Here is a 15,865-nt window from a genome sequence, read left to right as displayed (position 1 = left end):
GGCCCAGGCGCTTCGGCGGCACGGCGGCACGGCGGCGACCCGGGGTCGCGCGGGGCCGCCCGCTCAGGGCATCGCCGCCGGAAGCCACCGACCACCACGGCCCCGGTGTCCGCCCGCCCCGCGTGAGGGGCCGGGGACGCCGGGGCCGCTGTCGTGCGCGCGCCGGAGGGGTCAGTCGGTGCCGAACTCCATGGCCGCGCGGTCGAGCATCTGGTCGTCCTCGCCCTCGACCGGGCCGCGGGAGGCGATGACGTCCGCACCGCCCTCGGGCATCGTGCCGATCAGCCCCGTCGAGGCGGCCTGGGCGGCGCCGACCAGCGTGCCCTCCTCGGCGGCGGTCGTGCCGACGATGCCGAGTCCGGCGTACTGCTCCAGGCGGGCACGCGAGTCCGCGATGTCCAGGTTCCGCATGGTGAGCTGGCCGATCCGGTCCACCGGGCCGAACGCGGCGTCCTCGGTCCGCTCCATGGAGAGCTTGTCCGGGTGGTAGCTGAACGCCGTACCGGTGGTGTTGAGCACCGAGTAGTCCTCGCCGCGCCGCAGCCGCAGCGTCACCTCGCCGGTGACCGCCGAGCCGACCCAGCGCTGCAGCGCCTCGCGGATCATCAGCGCCTGCGGGTCCAGCCAGCGGCCCTCGTACATGAGCCGGCCCAGGCGGCGGCCCTCGGCGTGGTACTGGGCGAGCGTGTCCTCGTTGTGGATCGCGTTGACCAGCCGCTCGTACACGATGTGCAGCAGCGCCATGCCCGGCGCCTCGTAGATGCCGCGGCTCTTGGCCTCGATGATCCGGTTCTCGATCTGGTCGGACATGCCCAGGCCGTGCCGGCCGCCGATCGCGTTGGCCTCCATCACCAGGTCGACGGCGGAGGCGAACTCCTTGCCGTTGATGGTGACCGGGCGGCCCTGCTCGAAGCCGATCGTGACGTCCTCGGTGGCGATCTCGACCGACGGATCCCAGAACTTCACGCCCATGATCGGCTCGACGGTCTCGACCCCGGTGTCCAGGTGCTCCAGGACCTTCGCCTCATGGGTGGCGCCCCAGATGTTGGCGTCGGTGGAGTACGCCTTCTCCGTGCTGTCCCGGTAGGGCAGCTCGTGCGCGAGCAGCCACTCGGACATCTCCTTGCGGCCGCCGAGCTCGGCCACGAAGTCCGCGTCGAGCCACGGCTTGTAGATCCGCAGCTGCGGGTTGGCCAGCAGGCCGTAGCGGTAGAACCGCTCGATGTCGTTGCCCTTGAACGTCGAGCCGTCGCCCCAGATCTGGACGTTGTCCTCCAGCATCGCCCGGACCAGGAGCGTGCCGGTGACGGCCCGGCCCAGCGGGGTCGTGTTGAAGTAGGCGCGGCCGCCGGAGCGGATGTGGAACGCGCCGCACGCGAGCGCGGCCAGGCCCTCCTCGACCAGCGCCGCACGGCAGTCGACGAGGCGCGAGAGCTCGGCGCCGTACGCGGTCGCACGGCCGGGCACCGACGCGATGTCGGGCTCGTCGTACTGGCCGATGTCGGCCGTGTAGGTGCACGGGACGGCGCCCTTGTCGCGCATCCACGCGACCGCGACGGAAGTGTCGAGGCCGCCGGAGAAGGCGATACCGACACGCTCACCGGTGGGCAGGGAGGTCAGAACCTTGGACATGGGAAGAGTATGCATCACAACGCATGACCATGCAATCCCTGTCCGGTCCGCATTCCTCGGACGGCGACGAGCACCCCCGGCAGGACGAGCGAGAGCACCAGCTCCACCGCTCCCATCACCGCGACGCGCGCCCGCGCGAACCGCACCGGCATCACGACCGCCCGCGCCGGACACACGGTGAGGCAGGCCCCTCCCCGGACGCCGACGCGAACCCGGCAGCCACCGCGACGGCGTGGTACCCCCACGACGCCCACCGGCACCCGGCACCTTTCCGCTCCCGGATCACCGTCTTCACGTACACGACCGTCCCGGCGAAGTGCAGCAGGCGGAGGGCGGCGGGGCGGCACGCCTCGCTGAGGTCGCCGCCGCCGAGCGCGACGGCGACGGGGAGCATCCCGCGGGCAGGCGCGGCCGCCACCCCCGTTGAGCAGGGCCCGTTCGCGGTCGAGAGCGGCGCGGACGACGTTCGCGCCGAGGAACGCGGCGGGGCACACCGCCGCGAGCAGCAGCCACGGCGCGCGCACGAGAAGCGGGGCGGCGTGGGCGGCGGCAGCGGCGAAGGCACACACCGCAGGCGTGTGCCGCCCGGCCCGGCGCGCAGCGCGCCCGCGAGGAGGGGCACGACGAGCATCCCCCACGCTCCGTGCCGGTTCGGCGGCCGGCGCCGAACGGTCCGAGAGGTCGCGGTCCATCCCTGCACGGAAGTCACCCCCTGGCCAGGGCCTTTGGTCCCCGACTCGGGGGCCAACGGCGGCAGATGGGCCCCCGACCGCGGCCATAGGGTCGTCGTCATCGTGCCCGCCCGGTCCCAAGGAGCCCCGTTGCAGCAGAAACAAGGAGACGACCCGGCCGACCTGCTGGTCAGGGCGGGCCGCTTCCTCACCCGCGACTCGTTCTCCGAGGACCTGAGGACCACGACCCGTACCGACTCCCGCGCGGCCGAGTCCTTCTACCGGGACCGGTGGAGCCACGACAAGGTCGTGCATTCGACGCACGGCGTGAACTGCACCGGCTCGTGCCGCTGGAAGGTGTACGTCAAGGACGGCATCATCACCTGGGAGACGCAGGCCACCGACTATCCGGACGTCGGCCCCGACCGCCCCGAGTACGAGCCGCGCGGGTGCCCGCGCGGCGCCTCCTTCTCCTGGTACACGTACTCGCCGAGCCGGGTCCGCTACCCGTACGTCCGCGGCGTGCTCCTGGAGATGTACCGCGAGGCCAGGCGCCGTCTCACGGACCCGGTCCTGGCCTGGGCCGACATCCAGAACGATCCGGAGCGCCGCCGCCGCTACCAACAGGCGCGCGGCAAGGGCGGGTTGGTGCGGGCCGACTGGGACGAGGCCGTGGAGATCGTCGCGGCCGCGCACGTCCACACCATCAAGACGTACGGCCCCGACCGCGTCGCGGGCTTCTCCCCGATCCCCGCCATGTCGATGGCCTCGCACGCGGCCGGAGCCCGCTTCCACTCGCTGATCGGCGCGCCGATGCTGTCGTTCTACGACTGGTACGCGGATCTGCCGGTCGCCTCGCCGCAGGTGTTCGGCGACCAGACGGACGTGCCGGAGTCGGGTGACTGGTGGGACGCCGCGTATCTGATGATGTGGGGCTCCAACGTCCCGGTGACCCGGACGCCGGACGCGCACTGGATGACCGAGGCCCGCTACCGGGGCCAGAAGGTCGTCGCGGTCAGCCCGGACTACGCCGACAACACGAAGTTCGCCGACGAGTGGATGCACCCGCACCCCGGTACCGACGGCGCGCTCGCCCTCGCCATGGGGCACGTCGTCCTCAAGGAGTTCTTCGTCGACCGGCGGACACCGTACTTCACCGACTACGTCAAGCACTTCACCGATCTGCCCTTCCTCGTCACGCTCAAGGAGTCCGGCGCGGGGCTCGTCCCCGACAAGTTCCTCAACGCCCGCGACCTCGGCCAGGACGTCGAGAACGCCGAGTGGAAGCCCGTCCTGCTCGACAGCGCCACCGGCGACCCTGTCGTCCCCCACGGCACCCTGGGCCACCGCTGGAGCAAGGGCGCGGCCCCCGAGTGGAACCTCGACCTCGGTGACAGCGACCCGCTGCTCACCCTGTACGAGGACGGCGGTGACGCGGCCGAGGTCGCCCTGCCCCGCTTCGAGGAGGGGGCGCCCGGCATCGTGCGGCGCGGCGTGCCGGTGCGCGGCGTCGGCGGACGGCTCGTGACCACCGTGTACGACCTGCTGCTCGCCCAGTACGCCGTCGCCCGCCCCGGCCTGCCGGGGCAGTGGCCCACCTCGTACGAGGACGCCGACACGCCGGGCACCCCGGGCTGGCAGGAGACCCTGACGTCGGTGCCCGCCGCCCAAGCGGTCCGTGTCGCAAGGGAGTTCGCCGACACGGCCGAGCGCTCTCAGGGCCGCTGCATGATCCTGATGGGCGCGGGCACCAACCACTGGTTCCACTCCGAGACCATCTACCGCGCGTTTCTCGCGCTGCTCACCCTCACCGGCTGCCAGGGCCGCAACGGCGGCGGCTGGGGTCACTACGTCGGCCAGGAGAAATGCCGGCCCGTCACCGGGTGGGCCACCCTCGCCGCCGCCAGTGACTGGTCACGGCCGCCGCGGCAGATGATCGGCGCGGGCTGGTTCTACCTCCACACCGACCAGTGGCGCTACGACACCCTGCCCCCACAGGCGCTCGCCTCGGAGCTCGGCGAGAGCCGGTTCGCCGGGATGACCGGAGCGGACTGTCTGGCCGCATCGGCGCGCATGGGTTGGATGCCGTCGTACCCGACGTTCGACCGCAGCCCGCTCGACCTGGGCGAGCAGGACATCGACCGAACGGTCGCCGAACTCAAGGCGGGCAGCCTGAAACTGGCCGTCGAGGACCCGGACGCGCCCGCCAACTGGCCACGCGTCATGACCGTCTGGCGTGCCAATCTCTTCGGCTCCAGCTCCAAGGGCAACGAGTACTTCCTCAAGCACCTGCTCGGCACCCACTCCAACCTGCCCGAGGGCGGGCCCCGTTGCGCACCAAGAGACGTCACCCGGCGCGAGGAGGACGTCGAGGGCAAGCTCGACCTGCTGCTCTGCCTCGACTTCCGGATGACCTCGACGACGCTGCTCTGCGACGTCGTACTGCCCGCGGCGACCTGGTACGAGAAGCACGACCTGTCGTCCACCGACATGCACCCGTTCCTGCACGCCTTCACCCCGGCCGTCGACCCGCCCTGGCAGGCCCGCACCGACTACGACGCGTTCCTCGCCGTCGCCCGCCGCTTCAGCGACCTCGCCCGCGGCCATCTCGGCGTGCGCAAGGACCTGGTGGCGACCGCCCTGCAGCACGACACGCCCGGCGGCGAGATGGCGCAGCCCGGCGGCGTCGCCCTCGACTGGGGCAAGGGGGAGTGCGAGCCGGTACCCGGCCGCACCATGTACGACCTCACCGTCGTCGAGCGCGACTACACGGCGGTCGGCGAGAAGTTCGCCGCGCTCGGACCGCTCGTCGACCGCCTCGGCGTCACCACGAAGGCCGTCACCTTCGACGTCGGGGAAGAGGTCGCGTACCTGAAGCGGAAGAACGGCACCGTGCGCGGCGGCGTCGCCGACGGCCGCCCGCGCCTCGACACCGCGCGCCGCGCCTGCGAGACCATCCTCGCCCTGTCCGGCACCTCCAACGGGCGCCTCGCCACGCAGGGCTTCCACACCCTGGAGCGGCGCACCGGCCGGGAGATGGCGCACCTGGCCGCCGAGCACGAGGGCAAACGCGTCACGTACGCCGACACGCAGGCCGCACCCGTCCCCGTCATCACCTCGCCCGAATGGTCCGGCAGCGAATCCGGCGGGCGTCGCTACACGGCGTTCACCATCAACACCGAACACCTCAAGCCCTGGCACACCTTGACGGGACGTCAGCACTTCTTCCTCGACCACGACTGGCTGCACGAGGTCGGCGAGGCGCTGCCCGTGTACAAGCCGCCGCTGAACATGCACCGCCTGTACGGGGAGCCGGAGCTCGGCACGGTGGGGGAGGGCCGCGAGGTCGCCGTCCGCTTCCTCACCCCGCACAACAAGTGGGCGATCCACTCCCAGTACCAGGACAACCTGTACATGATGACGCTCGGCCGCGGCGGCCAGACCGTATGGATGTCCCCGCAGGACGCCGAGGCCATCGGCGTCAGGGACAACGAGTGGGTCGAGGCCGTCAACCGCAACGGCGTCGTCACCGCCCGCGCGATCGTCTCCCACACGATGCCGCCCGGCACCGTCTACATGAACCACGCCCAGGAACGCACCGTCGGCGTGCCCAGGACGGAGAAGACGGGCAGGCGCGGCGGCATCCACAACTCGCTGACCCGCATCATGCTCAAGCCGACCCACCTGATCGGCGGCTACGCGCAGTTGACGTGGGCCTTCAACTACCTCGGCCCGACCGGCAACCAGCGCGACGAGGTCACCGTCATCCGCCGCCGCTCTCAGGAGGTCCAGTTCTGATGCGCCCGATGGCCCAGATCGCGATGGTCATGAACCTCGACAAGTGCATCGGCTGCCACACCTGCTCCGTCACCTGCAAGCAGGCGTGGACCAACCGGCGCGGCACCGAGTACGTCTGGTTCAACAACGTGGAGACGCTGCCCGGCCAGGGCTACCCGCGCCGATGGGCGGACCAGAACCGCTGGAAGGGCGGCTGGGAGCGGACGCGCTCCGGACGGCTCAGGCTGCGTGCGGGCGGCCGCGCCCGCCGTCTCGGCACGCTCTTCGCCAACCCCGACCTGCCCACGCTCGACGACTACTACGAGCCGTGGACGTACGAGTACAAGAACCTCATCGACGCGCCTGCCGGTGACGACATGCCGGTCGCCCGCCCCGTCTCGCAGATCAGCGGCGAGCCCCTCGACACCCTCCAGTGGGGCCCCAACTGGGACGACGACCTCGGCGGCGCCCCCGAGCACGCTCCCAAGGACCCGCTGGTGGAGAAGGTGCGCGAGCAGGTCGGCGAGAAGATCCGCTTCGAGTTCGAGCAGAGCTTCATGTTCTATCTGCCGCGCATCTGCGAGCACTGCCTCAACCCGGCGTGCGTCTCCGCCTGCCCGTCCGGCGCCCTGTACAAGCGGGTGGAGGACGGCATCGTCCTCGTCGACCAGGAGCGCTGCCGCGGCTGGCGGATGTGCGTCAGCTCCTGCCCGTACAAGAAGGTCTACTTCAACCACGCCACCGGCAAGGCCGAGAAGTGCACCTTGTGCTACCCGCGCGTCGAGATCGGCATGCCGACCATCTGCTCCGAGACCTGCGTGGGCCGCATGCGCTACCTCGGCGTCATGCTCTACGACGCCGACAAGGTCACCGAGGCCGCGGCTGTGACGGACGAACACGACCTCTACCCGGCCCAGTTGGAGTCCTTCCTCGACCCGCGCGACCCCGCCGTCGAGGCCGCCGCACGCGCGAGCGGCATCAGCGACGACTGGCTGGAGGCGGCCCGCCGCTCCCCGGTCTTCGACCTCATCCGCACCTACCAGGTGGCCCTGCCGCTGCACCCGGAATACCGCACGATGCCCATGGTCTGGTACGTGCCGCCGCTCTCACCGGTCGTCGAGGCCGTCGCCGCGAGCGGCCACGACGGGGAGGACGCGGGCAACCTCTTCGGCGCGATCGAGGGCCTGCGCATCCCCGTCGAGTACCTCGCCGAACTGCTCACCGCGGGCGACACCTACCCCGTCGAGGCGGTACTGCGCCGCATGGCCGCCATGCGCGTCCACATGCGCGCCCGCAACCTGGGCGAGGAACCCGACCCGGCCGTCGCCCATTCCGTCCGGCTGACCGGCGACGAGCTGGAGGACATGTTCCGGCTGCTCGCCGTCGCCAAGTACGAGGACCGCTACGTGGTGCCGACCGCCGCCCGCGCGGACGCCGACGCGCTCGCCGACAGCCACCCGCTCGACGCCGCGTGCCCGGTCGGCGCCGAACCCGGCAGGCCCGTGCTGCTCAACCTCGCGCCGACCCGGAGGACCGTATGACACCCGAAGCACGGACCCGCCTGGCCGCCGGACGCCTGCTGACCTACCCCGACGAGACGCTGTACGCCCAACTCCCGCTGATCCGCGACGTGGTGGCGGGCCTTGCCACACCCGAACCGGCCGCCTTCCTGGCCCGCGCGGACCGTGAGCGGCCCCTCGACCTCGCCGCCCACTACACCTCCGTCTTCGACACCCGCAGCCGCCGCTGCCTGTACCTGACGTGGTGGACCGACGGCGACACCCGCAACCGCGGACTGTCGCTCGTCCGCGTCAAACAGACCTACCGCGACCACGGGTGGGTTCCCACCGAGGAGGAACTGCCGGACTTCCTGCCGGTGATGCTGGAGTTCGCCGCCATGGAGGAGCAGGCGGGCACCGCGCTGCTGCAACAGCACCGTGCGGGCCTCGAACTGCTGCGGATCGCCCTCGCCGAGCACGGCACCCCGTACGCGCTGCTGCTGCGCGCCGTCTGCGCCACTCTGCCGGGGCCCTCGCCCGCCACCCGCGCCGAGGCTAAGGCACTGGCCCGCACGGGGCCGCCCCGCGAGAGCGTGGGCCTCGCCGCCCTCGACCCCCTCGGTGCGCGCCACCCGCTCGAACCGCTCGGTCCGGGTGTCGACCTGCCCTGGCCTGTGCGGCGCGCGGCCACCCAGGAAAGGACCTCGGCCTGATGGACCTCATGCTGTGGGGCGTCCTGCCCTACGTCGTCCTCGTCCTGCTCGTCGGGGGCCTGGTCCGGCGGGGCCGCCACGACCGGTTCGGCATCACCACGCACTCCTCGCAACTGCACGAGGCGCGGCTCCTGCGGATCGGCTCGCCGCTGTTCCACTTCGGCATGGTCCTCGTCGTCCTCGGCCACGTCGTGGGGCTGCTCGTGCCGCGCGCCCTGACGGACGCGATCGGTGTCCGCGACCACACCTACCACCTGATCGCCGTCTCCACCGGGTCGGTCGCGGGCGTCGCCGCCGTCGCCGGGATCGGGGTCCTGGTGTACCGCCGGCTCAGCGTCCCCGGCGTGCGCCGCGCGACCCTGCGCAGCGACCCCCTGATGTACACGCTGCTGCTCGGCGCGATGCTGCTCGGACTGACCGCCACCGTCCTCAACTCGGCCGGCGCGGCGGGGGACTACAACTACCGGGAGGGCGTCTCCGTCTGGTTCCGCTCGCTGTTCACCCTGCGGCCCGACTACGGCCTGATGGCGGACGCTCCGCTCGCCTTCAAGCTGCACATCCTCCTCGGCTTCGCACTGATCGCCCTCGTCCCGTACTGCCGCCTCATCCACATGGTCACGGCGCCCGTGCAGTACCTGTTCCGCCCCTACGTCGTCTACCGCCGTCGCGCCCCCGGCGGGCAGCCCGCCCGGCGGGGCTGGGAGCGTGCCTCGTAGAAGAGACGCTCAGGACGCCTTCTCCAGCGCCTCGATGAGTTCGTCGCGGTTCATCGAGGAGCGTCCGGTGATGTCGGCATCGGCGGCACGGTCGTAGAGCTGCTTCTTGTTGAGCCGCTCCAGCTCTTCGCGTGCCGTCCGGCTCTGCCGCCCCTTGCGCCGCCCGCCCTTGCGCCGCCCGCCCTTGCGCCGCCCGCCCTTGCGCCGCTTGTCGCCCGCGTCGTCGACGCTCTTGCGCAGCACGTCCATGAGGTCGACGACGTTGGTGGCCCGCGGTGGCGGATCCGCCTTCTCGTAGGTCTCGCCCCGGCCCTTGGCCTCCACCAGTTCCAGGACGCGCTCGCGGTAGGTGTCCCGGTACTCCTTCGGCTTCCAGTCCATGCCGAGCGTCTCGACCAGTTCGACCGCCGTCTTCAGCTCCTTGTCGGGTAGGTCGCCCGGGCTCCGCACCGTCTTGATCTCGTCGGCCGGATCCCGGAGCTCGTCCGCCCAGTGCAGCGTGTGGGCGGCGAGCACGTCGTCCTCGGCCTTCACGGCGATCAGATACTCGCGGTTGCGCATGACGAACGTCGCGATCCCGGCGCGGTGCGTGCGGGACAGAGCCCCGTGGAGCAGCGCGTAGATCTTCAGGTGCTCGTCGTCCTTAGGCGCCAGCCAGTACGTGCGGTCGAAGTAGATCGGGTCGACGTCGTCCAGATCGACGAAACCGTCGATCTCCAGCGTCTTCGAACGGCCCGGCGCGATCTCGTCGAGTTCGTCCGGCTCGACGACGACGTATCCGCCGTCCGTCTCGAGCCCCTTGACGATGTCCTCGGCCTCCACCTCCTCGCCGGTGCGTTCGTTGACGCGCTTGTTGCGGATCCGGTCCGAGGTCCCGCGCTCCAGCTGCCGGAAGCGGATCGTGTGGCTCTCCGTCGCGCTGAACAGCTGTACCGGCAGCGAGACCAGTCCGAACGTGAGCGCTCCGCTCCACACCGCGTGCGCCATGGCCGCTCACCCCTCACAGCTGAGCCCCGACACCTGTGCCCCGTACCTGTCCCCGCCACCCGGGTTTCACATACGGAACCCAGCAAACCGCTTCACTGCGGTGAACGCGCCGATCGCGCCGTTTCCGCACCGCGGCGGAGGGTACCCAGGACACGCCTGACTGCCGAAGAACGGAGCGTAGGGATGAAGCGCGATGTCGTAGTGGTCACGGGGGCCAGCGCCGGGGTGGGACGTGCGACGGCCAGGCTCTTCGCCTCGCGCGGGGCCAAGGTCGCCTTGCTGGCACGCGGCCGGGCCGGGCTCGAGGGCGCGGCACAGGAGGTCAGAGCGGCCGGCGGGGAACCGCTGGTGCTCGCCACCGATGTGGCCGACCCCGAGCAGGTCGAGGACGCCGCCCGCAGGACCGAGGAGGTGTTCGGAGCGGTCGACGTCTGGGTGAACAACGCCTTCACCTCGGCCTTCGGTCGTTTTCTGGACCTTCCCCCCGAGGAATACCGGCGGGCCACCAGCGCGACGTACCTCGGGTGCGTCAACGGCACCCGGGCCGCCCTGCGGCGGATGGTCCCCCGCGATCACGGCACCGTCGTCCAGGTCGGCTCCGCCCTGGCCTACCGGGGAATCCCCCTCCAGAGCGCCTACTGCGGGGCCAAGCACGCGATCCAGGGCTTCACCGAGTCCGTCCGCTGCGAACTGCTCCACGACCATTCCGCCGTGCGGATCACCATGGTGCAGCTGCCCGCGGTGAACACGCCGCAGTTCGGCTGGCTGCGTACCCACATGCCCCGCCACGCCCAGCCCGTCCCGCCGATCTACCAGCCGGAGGTCGCCGCCCGCGCGGTGGTGCGGGCCGCCGACCGCCCCGGCCGCCGCGAGTACTGGGTGGGCGGCTCGACGGTGGCCACCCTGCTGGCCAACGCGGTGGTCCCGGGGCTCTTGGACCGCTACCTGGCCCGCACCGGCTTCGACTCGCAGCAGACCGAGGAGCCCGCGCCGAGGGGGCCGGGCAATCTGACCGCGCCCGCCGACTCCGCACGCGACGTCGGCACCCACGGGAGCTTCGACGACCGGGCCCACGCGCACAGCGCCCAGCTGTGGGCGAGCCGCCACGAGCAGGCCGCACTGACCGCCGCGGGGACGGCCGCGGGCCTTGTCGGCCTGGGCTGGATGCTGCGGCACAAGGGGGCCTCGTGGGCTCGATGACCCCTTCCGGTGAGAGCGCCGCTCTGGAACGGGCGCTGCGCTCTCGCGTCGACGGCGAGGTCCGCTTCGACGCCGGAACGCGTGCCCTCTACGCCACCGACGCCTCCAACGACCGCCGGCCACCACTGGGCGTCGTCGTCCCCCGCACTCCCGAGGCCGCCGCGCAGGCGGTCGCCGTCTGCCGGGAGCACGAGGCTCCGGTCCTGTCACGGGCGGAGGGACGAGCCTCGCCGGGCAGCGCCGCGCCGCCGCCGTCGTGATCGACTGGAGCAAGTACTGCCACCGCGTCCTCGACGTCGACGAGCACAACCGGCGCCGCACCGTGGAGCCCGGCATCGTCCCGGACGAGCTGAACCGCCGCCTTCGACCGACGGCCTGCAGTGGAGCACTACGAGGTCTCGACGAGGTGCGCCGAGGCGGCGCTGTTGCCCGCCGTGAGGGACGCCGACCCCCGGACCCCGGCCCTGGCCGACGGCTTCAGCTGCCGTACGCAGATCCAGTACGCGCTGCTGCACGCGTTGCCCGACCGCACGCCGGTGCATCTCGCCGAGGTGCCGGCCGAGGCCCTGCGCGCGGGGCTCAGTCGCTCATGACGTCCGCCGGGTCCAGCCCGGTGCGCACCACCGCCTCGGCGACGTGGCGCAGCTTCACGTTCATGTTCTGCGAAGCACGTACGAGCATCTCGAAGGCCTGCCGCGAGGTGGCGCCGTGCCGCTCCATGAGGATGCCGCACGCCTCGCCGATGCTCTGCCGCGAGGCGACGGCGGCCTCCAGCGTCTCCTGCACCCGCGCACCGGCGAGCGCCACGGTTGCGTGCGCGGCGAATATCCCGGACAGCTCCTCGGCGACGGGGTCGAAGGCCCCGGGCACCATCCCGTAGAGGTTGAGCGAACAGGACAGGCCCTCCGCGGACTGCAACCGGTGGACGAGCATCGAGCCCACACCCAGCGCGTGTGCGCGGGCGGCGAACCGCGGCCAGCGCCGCTCGGCGGCCATGTCGGGGATGCGGACGACAGGCTGCTCGGCGACGACGTCCAGGCTGGGGCCCTCGCCGAGCTCCGACTGAGCCCGATCGCAGGACAGCACCCACTCGGCCGTGAAGGCGGGGCTCTCCGTCACTCCTCCTGCCCGCCGCACCATCGCCCCGGCTCCGTCGCAGCCGTCCACGGCCCAGTGGACCGCCTCGACGACCTCCGCCAGAGTCTGGTCCGAGCCCGCCTTCTGCTGGAGCTGCTGCGCCAGGTCGGCGAACATCCGTGCGAGCTCGATTGCCGATTCGTCCACGACGCCGCTCCACCACCTCGTACCTGGCCTCACTGCCAGGAAAGCACAGCTGAGGTCCTGCCGCGCTGGGAAGGCGGACGGGAACGGAGAGCACGAACGGAGCGGACGGGAGCGGAGACGGACGGGCAAGGGGTGGGAAGGACACGTGGGGAAGCCGGCCACGGACCGGCCGCCCCGCGCTGACCCGAAGGCTCACTGCCGAACCCGCGGGTTGCCCTCGGTTACCCGGGTCCGGGCGCCGTACTCCCCGCAGGTCCGACAGATGGCCGGTCCTGCCTCATGCCTCGGCGAGGAGCCCCTCACGCAGATGAGCGAAGGTCGCCCGGAGGATCCGGCTCACCTGCATCTGGGAGACGCCGATCAGGCCGGCGATCTGGGACTGGGTGAGATCGCGGAAGAACCGCAGGTAGAGGATGCGCTGCTTGATCTCCGGCAGGTCCGCGAGAAGCGGTTTGAGCGCCTCCCGGTCGACCACGAGACCGAGTTCCTGGTCCTCGTCGCCCACGACGTCGGCGAGGTGGAAGACGTCCGTGCCGCGGATGGGCGCGTCCAGGGACGCCGTCCTGTAGGCCTCGTGCGCCGCCATCCCGGTGGCCGCCTCGCGCTCGCTCAGCCCCGTGACGTCTGCTATCTCACGGGCGGTGGCGGCGCGGCCGGGGCGGGTCTCGCCCAGATCGACGGTGGCCAGGTAGGTCCTGCTGTGCAGTTCCTGAAGGCGACGAGGCATGTGGAGGATGCACAGATGGTCGCGGAAGTGGCGTTTGAGTTCCCCGGTGATCGTGGGGATGGCGAACGACGCGAAGGCGTGCCCCCGGTCGGGTTCGTACCGGTCGACCGCCTTGACCAGGCCGAGCGCGGCGACCTGGCGGAGATCGTCGTTGGGCTCGCCGCGGTGGCGGAAGCGGTGTGCGACGCGCTCGGCCACGGGAATCCACTCGCGGATGATCTCCTCGCGGACCAGATCGCGCTCGGGGCCGTCCGGTAGGGACGCCAGCCTGTGGAACGCGGCTGTGGTGTCGGGGGTGTCCTCGTGTCGCCTGGTGTGCTCCCTGGGGGAGCGACTATGGCCCGGCTCCTTGGAGGGGCGACGGTTGGTGCGCATGGGACTCACGCGCCTTTCGATCGGCTTGCGATCTTCGCCGCGAAAGCCGGCCAGCGGGCACTGCCGCCGGGAAGACCCGGCTCGCGGCGTGCCTCTGGCCCGAAGCACCACTGGGGAGGTACCCGATGGGCCGCGCGGTGAAACGGCGTGGCCCCGCGGCGCGGTTTCCGACGGGCGCACCCGGTTACTCGGCGGCGACAGCACAACCGCACCCGCGGAGGCGGCCATGACCACATACGGATATTTCCTGGCATGCGAGGAGCACGGACCGGCAGCCCTCCTGGAACAGGCCAGGATGGCCGAGCAGGCGGGGTTCGAGGCGCTGTGGATCTCCGACCACTACCACCCGTGGAACGACGAGCAGGGGCACAGCCCCTTCGTGTGGTCCCTGATCGGCGCGCTGTCGCAGGCGGTGGGGCTGCCGGTGGAAACGGCCGTCACGTGCCCCACCGTGCGTACGCACCCGGCAGTGATCGCCCAGGCCGCCGCCACCTGCGGCGTCCTGCTGGACGGCGGGTTCCGGATCGGCGTGGGCACCGGAGAGGCGCTCAACGAACACATCCTCGGTGACCGGTGGCCGACGGCGAAGACCCGGATGGAGATGCTGGAGGAAGCCGTCGAGATCATGCGCGAGCTGTTCACCGGCGAGGAGGTCACCCACCACGGCGCGCACTACACCGTCGAGAACGCCCGCCTGTACGACGTCCCCGAGCGGCCGGTGCCGATCGACGTGTCGGGGTTCGGGCCGATCGCCACAGAGCTGGCGGGCCGGATCGGCGACGGGTACATCACCATGGCCCCGGACGGTGAGATGGTCGAGCGCTACCGGGACAGCGGCGGCGGGGACCGCCCCGTCCAGGGCGGCGTGAAGGTCTGCTTCGGCCCCGACCGTGACGAGGCCGTCCGCACGGCGCACCGGCTGTGGCCGACGCCGCGGCTGCCCGGCGAACTGAACCAGGTCCTGCCCACCCCGAGCCACTTCGAGCAGGCATGCTCGCTGGTCACGGAAGACATGATCAAGGACACCTTCGTCTGCGGCGACGACGTGGACGCCCACATCGACGCGCTCAAGGAGTTCGCCGACGCCGGGTTCGACACCGTGTACGTCACCCAGATCGGCCCGGACCAGCGTGCGTTCTTCGACTTCTACCGGACCAAGGTGCTGCCGCAGCTCGACGGCTCGCCACAGCGGCCTCGCACGGCTGCCCGCACCGGGGGAAGCGAATCGTCCGACGCCCCCGTGCCACGGGACGCGCCGCCCACCGAGGACATGCCCGAGAAGGTGAAGGAGCCCTCCGGGCCGAAGGAGAGCACGGGCCAGGAGGGCGGCGGCCGTGAAGAGGACAGGGGCGTCGCACAGGAACCGCCGGACTGAGCCCGGACGACCGCAAGCAGACCGGACCGGGACACATCGACCTCGCTCGCACGGGAGGTGCCGGTCATGGACGGACACAAGCTCACAGACGCCGAGCGGCGCGCGCTGCACGAGATGGAAGACAGGCTGCGGCAGGAGTCCGAGCGGCTCGACCGCGAGCTGCGCACCATGACCCCCTGCCGCGGGGCCCGGCTGCGCGACGCCAGGGGCAGGGTCGGCCGACGCCTCGTGCTGGCCCTGGGACTGCTCTCCCTCGCCCTGATGATCGTGGCACTGCGCACGTCGTCAGAGGCGTTCGTCGGGGCCTTCGTGGCCTGCTGGGTGTGCACCCTGGCCGGGACGGCCGTCCTGCTGTTCAGGACGCCGACGCGGTAGCGGGGCAGCCGGGTGCCGAGGCCGGCCAGGTCGGCCTCGGTACCCCGCTTGGACGCGGCGGCAAGGGGGTACCCACCGTCGACACGAAATCGCTGGAAATCGCCGAAAGGGGACTCCCATGCCCGCCGGATCGAACCGTAAGCGTGAGCGGCAGTACGAGAAGATCAAAGAGAGCCAGCTGGACTCCGGCCGCAGTGAGAGCGAGGCCAAGCGGATCGCCGCGGCCACCGTCAACAAGGAGCGCGCCCGCAGCGGCGAGGCCGACGAGTCGAGCAAGCACTCCCGCGAGGACATCTCCTCGGGCCGCAGGGGCGGCAAACGCTCGGGGCACGGCCCCGGCGGCCGCACCAAGGACCAGCTCTACGAGGAGGCCAAGCGGCAGAACATCGAGGGCCGCTCGAAGATGAACAAGGAGGAACTGCGGCGCAAGGTCGACGGCTGAGACGACCGGAGGCGAGGCACGGCCGGGTCGGTGACGAAGTCCAGGACGAACGGCCGGTCCGCCGACAGCGCCCGCTCCCAGGCGGACTCGAC

13 protein-coding genes and 2 pseudogenes are annotated in these 15,865 nt (G+C 71.5%); 10 read left to right on the top strand and 5 right to left on the bottom strand.

What is annotated here, in order from left to right; all coding sequences use genetic code 11:
• Positions 1-171: 171 nt before the first annotated feature.
• On the bottom strand, positions 172-1,632 hold the full coding sequence (gene argG, locus OFY01_RS07110) for an argininosuccinate synthase (RefSeq protein WP_266597423.1): 1,461 nt from the start codon (positions 1,630-1,632) through the stop codon (positions 172-174).
• 14 nt (positions 1,633-1,646) lie between these two features.
• Complete coding sequence (locus OFY01_RS32530; protein WP_407700291.1) at positions 1,647-2,324, bottom strand: YwiC-like family protein; 678 nt, start codon at positions 2,322-2,324, stop codon at positions 1,647-1,649.
• Here OFY01_RS32530 and OFY01_RS07105 point away from each other — a divergent pair.
• The 4 genes from OFY01_RS07105 to narI are packed head-to-tail and all read left to right on the top strand — an operon-like array spanning position 2,211 to position 9,008.
• The gene (locus OFY01_RS07105) at positions 2,211-6,101 is read left to right on the top strand and encodes a nitrate reductase subunit alpha (RefSeq protein ID WP_407700290.1); all 3,891 of its coding nucleotides are present in this window, start codon (positions 2,211-2,213) and stop codon (positions 6,099-6,101) included. The genes OFY01_RS32530 and OFY01_RS07105 overlap by 114 nt on opposite strands.
• Positions 6,101-7,621 carry a nitrate reductase subunit beta gene (narH, locus tag OFY01_RS07100; protein WP_266597419.1) on the top strand — a complete coding sequence of 507 codons (1,521 nt, stop codon included), beginning with the start codon at positions 6,101-6,103 and terminating at the stop codon, positions 7,619-7,621. Before OFY01_RS07105 ends, narH begins: the two co-directional genes overlap by 1 nt.
• Complete coding sequence (gene narJ / locus OFY01_RS07095) at positions 7,618-8,292, top strand: nitrate reductase molybdenum cofactor assembly chaperone (protein WP_266597418.1); 675 nt, start codon at positions 7,618-7,620, stop codon at positions 8,290-8,292. Before narH ends, narJ begins: the two co-directional genes overlap by 4 nt.
• Positions 8,292-9,008 carry a respiratory nitrate reductase subunit gamma gene (gene narI, locus OFY01_RS07090; RefSeq protein WP_266597417.1) on the top strand — a complete coding sequence of 239 codons (717 nt, stop codon included), beginning with the start codon at positions 8,292-8,294 and terminating at the stop codon, positions 9,006-9,008. The genes narJ and narI overlap by 1 nt, the downstream gene beginning before the upstream one ends.
• Before the next feature lie 9 nt (positions 9,009-9,017).
• Here narI and ku read toward each other — a convergent pair whose 3' ends face one another.
• Entirely contained in the window at positions 9,018-9,995 is a 978-nt protein-coding gene (ku, locus tag OFY01_RS07085; RefSeq protein WP_266597415.1) for a non-homologous end joining protein Ku, read from the bottom strand.
• Between the two features lie 183 nt (positions 9,996-10,178).
• Here ku and OFY01_RS07080 point away from each other — a divergent pair, with 183 nt between their 5' ends.
• The 3 genes and pseudogenes from OFY01_RS07080 to OFY01_RS07070 all read left to right on the top strand — a co-directional run bounded on the left by OFY01_RS07080 (position 10,179) and on the right by OFY01_RS07070 (position 11,788).
• Complete coding sequence (locus tag OFY01_RS07080; RefSeq protein WP_266597413.1) at positions 10,179-11,195, top strand: SDR family oxidoreductase; 1,017 nt, start codon at positions 10,179-10,181, stop codon at positions 11,193-11,195.
• Positions 11,192-11,565, top strand: a pseudogene (locus OFY01_RS07075) (FAD-binding oxidoreductase); the annotation flags it as partial. The gene OFY01_RS07080 and the pseudogene OFY01_RS07075, both read left to right, overlap by 4 nt.
• A 10-nt stretch (positions 11,566-11,575) precedes the next feature.
• Positions 11,576-11,788 carry a hypothetical protein gene (locus OFY01_RS07070; protein ID WP_266597425.1) on the top strand — a complete coding sequence of 71 codons (213 nt, stop codon included), beginning with the start codon at positions 11,576-11,578 and terminating at the stop codon, positions 11,786-11,788.
• Here OFY01_RS07070 and OFY01_RS07065 read toward each other — a convergent pair.
• The gene (locus tag OFY01_RS07065) at positions 11,775-12,479 is read right to left on the bottom strand and encodes a GAF and ANTAR domain-containing protein (RefSeq protein WP_266597412.1); all 705 of its coding nucleotides are present in this window, start codon (positions 12,477-12,479) and stop codon (positions 11,775-11,777) included. The two genes, OFY01_RS07070 and OFY01_RS07065, sit on opposite strands and share 14 nt — an antisense overlap.
• A gap of 277 nt (positions 12,480-12,756) precedes the next feature.
• Positions 12,757-13,581, bottom strand: a complete 825-nt coding sequence (locus OFY01_RS07060) for a SigB/SigF/SigG family RNA polymerase sigma factor (protein WP_266597410.1) — start codon at positions 13,579-13,581, stop codon at positions 12,757-12,759.
• Positions 13,582-13,807: 226 nt separating this feature from the next.
• Here OFY01_RS07060 and OFY01_RS07055 point away from each other — a divergent pair.
• The 3 genes and pseudogenes from OFY01_RS07055 to OFY01_RS07045 all read left to right on the top strand — a co-directional run.
• Positions 13,808-14,755, top strand: a pseudogene (locus OFY01_RS07055) (LLM class F420-dependent oxidoreductase); the annotation flags it as partial.
• 267 nt (positions 14,756-15,022) lie between these two features.
• Positions 15,023-15,331 (top strand): DUF3040 domain-containing protein, encoded by a 309-nt coding sequence (locus OFY01_RS07050; RefSeq protein ID WP_266597409.1) that lies wholly within the window; start codon positions 15,023-15,025, stop codon positions 15,329-15,331.
• A 118-nt stretch (positions 15,332-15,449) separates the two neighbouring features.
• Positions 15,450-15,773, top strand: a complete 324-nt coding sequence (locus OFY01_RS07045; RefSeq protein WP_266597407.1) for a plasmid stabilization protein — start codon at positions 15,450-15,452, stop codon at positions 15,771-15,773.
• Positions 15,774-15,865 lie beyond the last annotated feature (92 nt).

This window comes from Streptomyces beihaiensis (genome assembly GCF_026274175.1).
In the GTDB taxonomy this organism is placed as follows: Bacteria; Actinomycetota; Actinomycetes; order Streptomycetales; family Streptomycetaceae; genus Streptomyces; species Streptomyces beihaiensis.
Note: the sequence above shows the minus strand (reverse complement) of the source record. Positions and strands in the feature narration are given on the sequence as shown.

Coding starts and splice junctions, on each gene's coding strand:
- argG (WP_266597423.1), bottom strand. CDS start 1,632: ATGTCCAAGGTTCTGACCTCCCTGCCCACCGGTGAGCGTGTCGGTATC.
- OFY01_RS32530 (WP_407700291.1), bottom strand. CDS start 2,324: ATGGACCGCGACCTCTCGGACCGTTCGGCGCCGGCCGCCGAACCGGCA.
- narH (WP_266597419.1), top strand. CDS start 6,101: ATGCGCCCGATGGCCCAGATCGCGATGGTCATGAACCTCGACAAGTGC.
- narJ (WP_266597418.1), top strand. CDS start 7,618: ATGACACCCGAAGCACGGACCCGCCTGGCCGCCGGACGCCTGCTGACC.
- narI (WP_266597417.1), top strand. CDS start 8,292: ATGGACCTCATGCTGTGGGGCGTCCTGCCCTACGTCGTCCTCGTCCTG.
- ku (WP_266597415.1), bottom strand. CDS start 9,995: ATGGCGCACGCGGTGTGGAGCGGAGCGCTCACGTTCGGACTGGTCTCG.
- OFY01_RS07080 (WP_266597413.1), top strand. CDS start 10,179: ATGAAGCGCGATGTCGTAGTGGTCACGGGGGCCAGCGCCGGGGTGGGA.
- OFY01_RS07060 (WP_266597410.1), bottom strand. CDS start 13,581: ATGCGCACCAACCGTCGCCCCTCCAAGGAGCCGGGCCATAGTCGCTCC.
- OFY01_RS07050 (WP_266597409.1), top strand. CDS start 15,023: ATGGACGGACACAAGCTCACAGACGCCGAGCGGCGCGCGCTGCACGAG.
- OFY01_RS07045 (WP_266597407.1), top strand. CDS start 15,450: ATGCCCGCCGGATCGAACCGTAAGCGTGAGCGGCAGTACGAGAAGATC.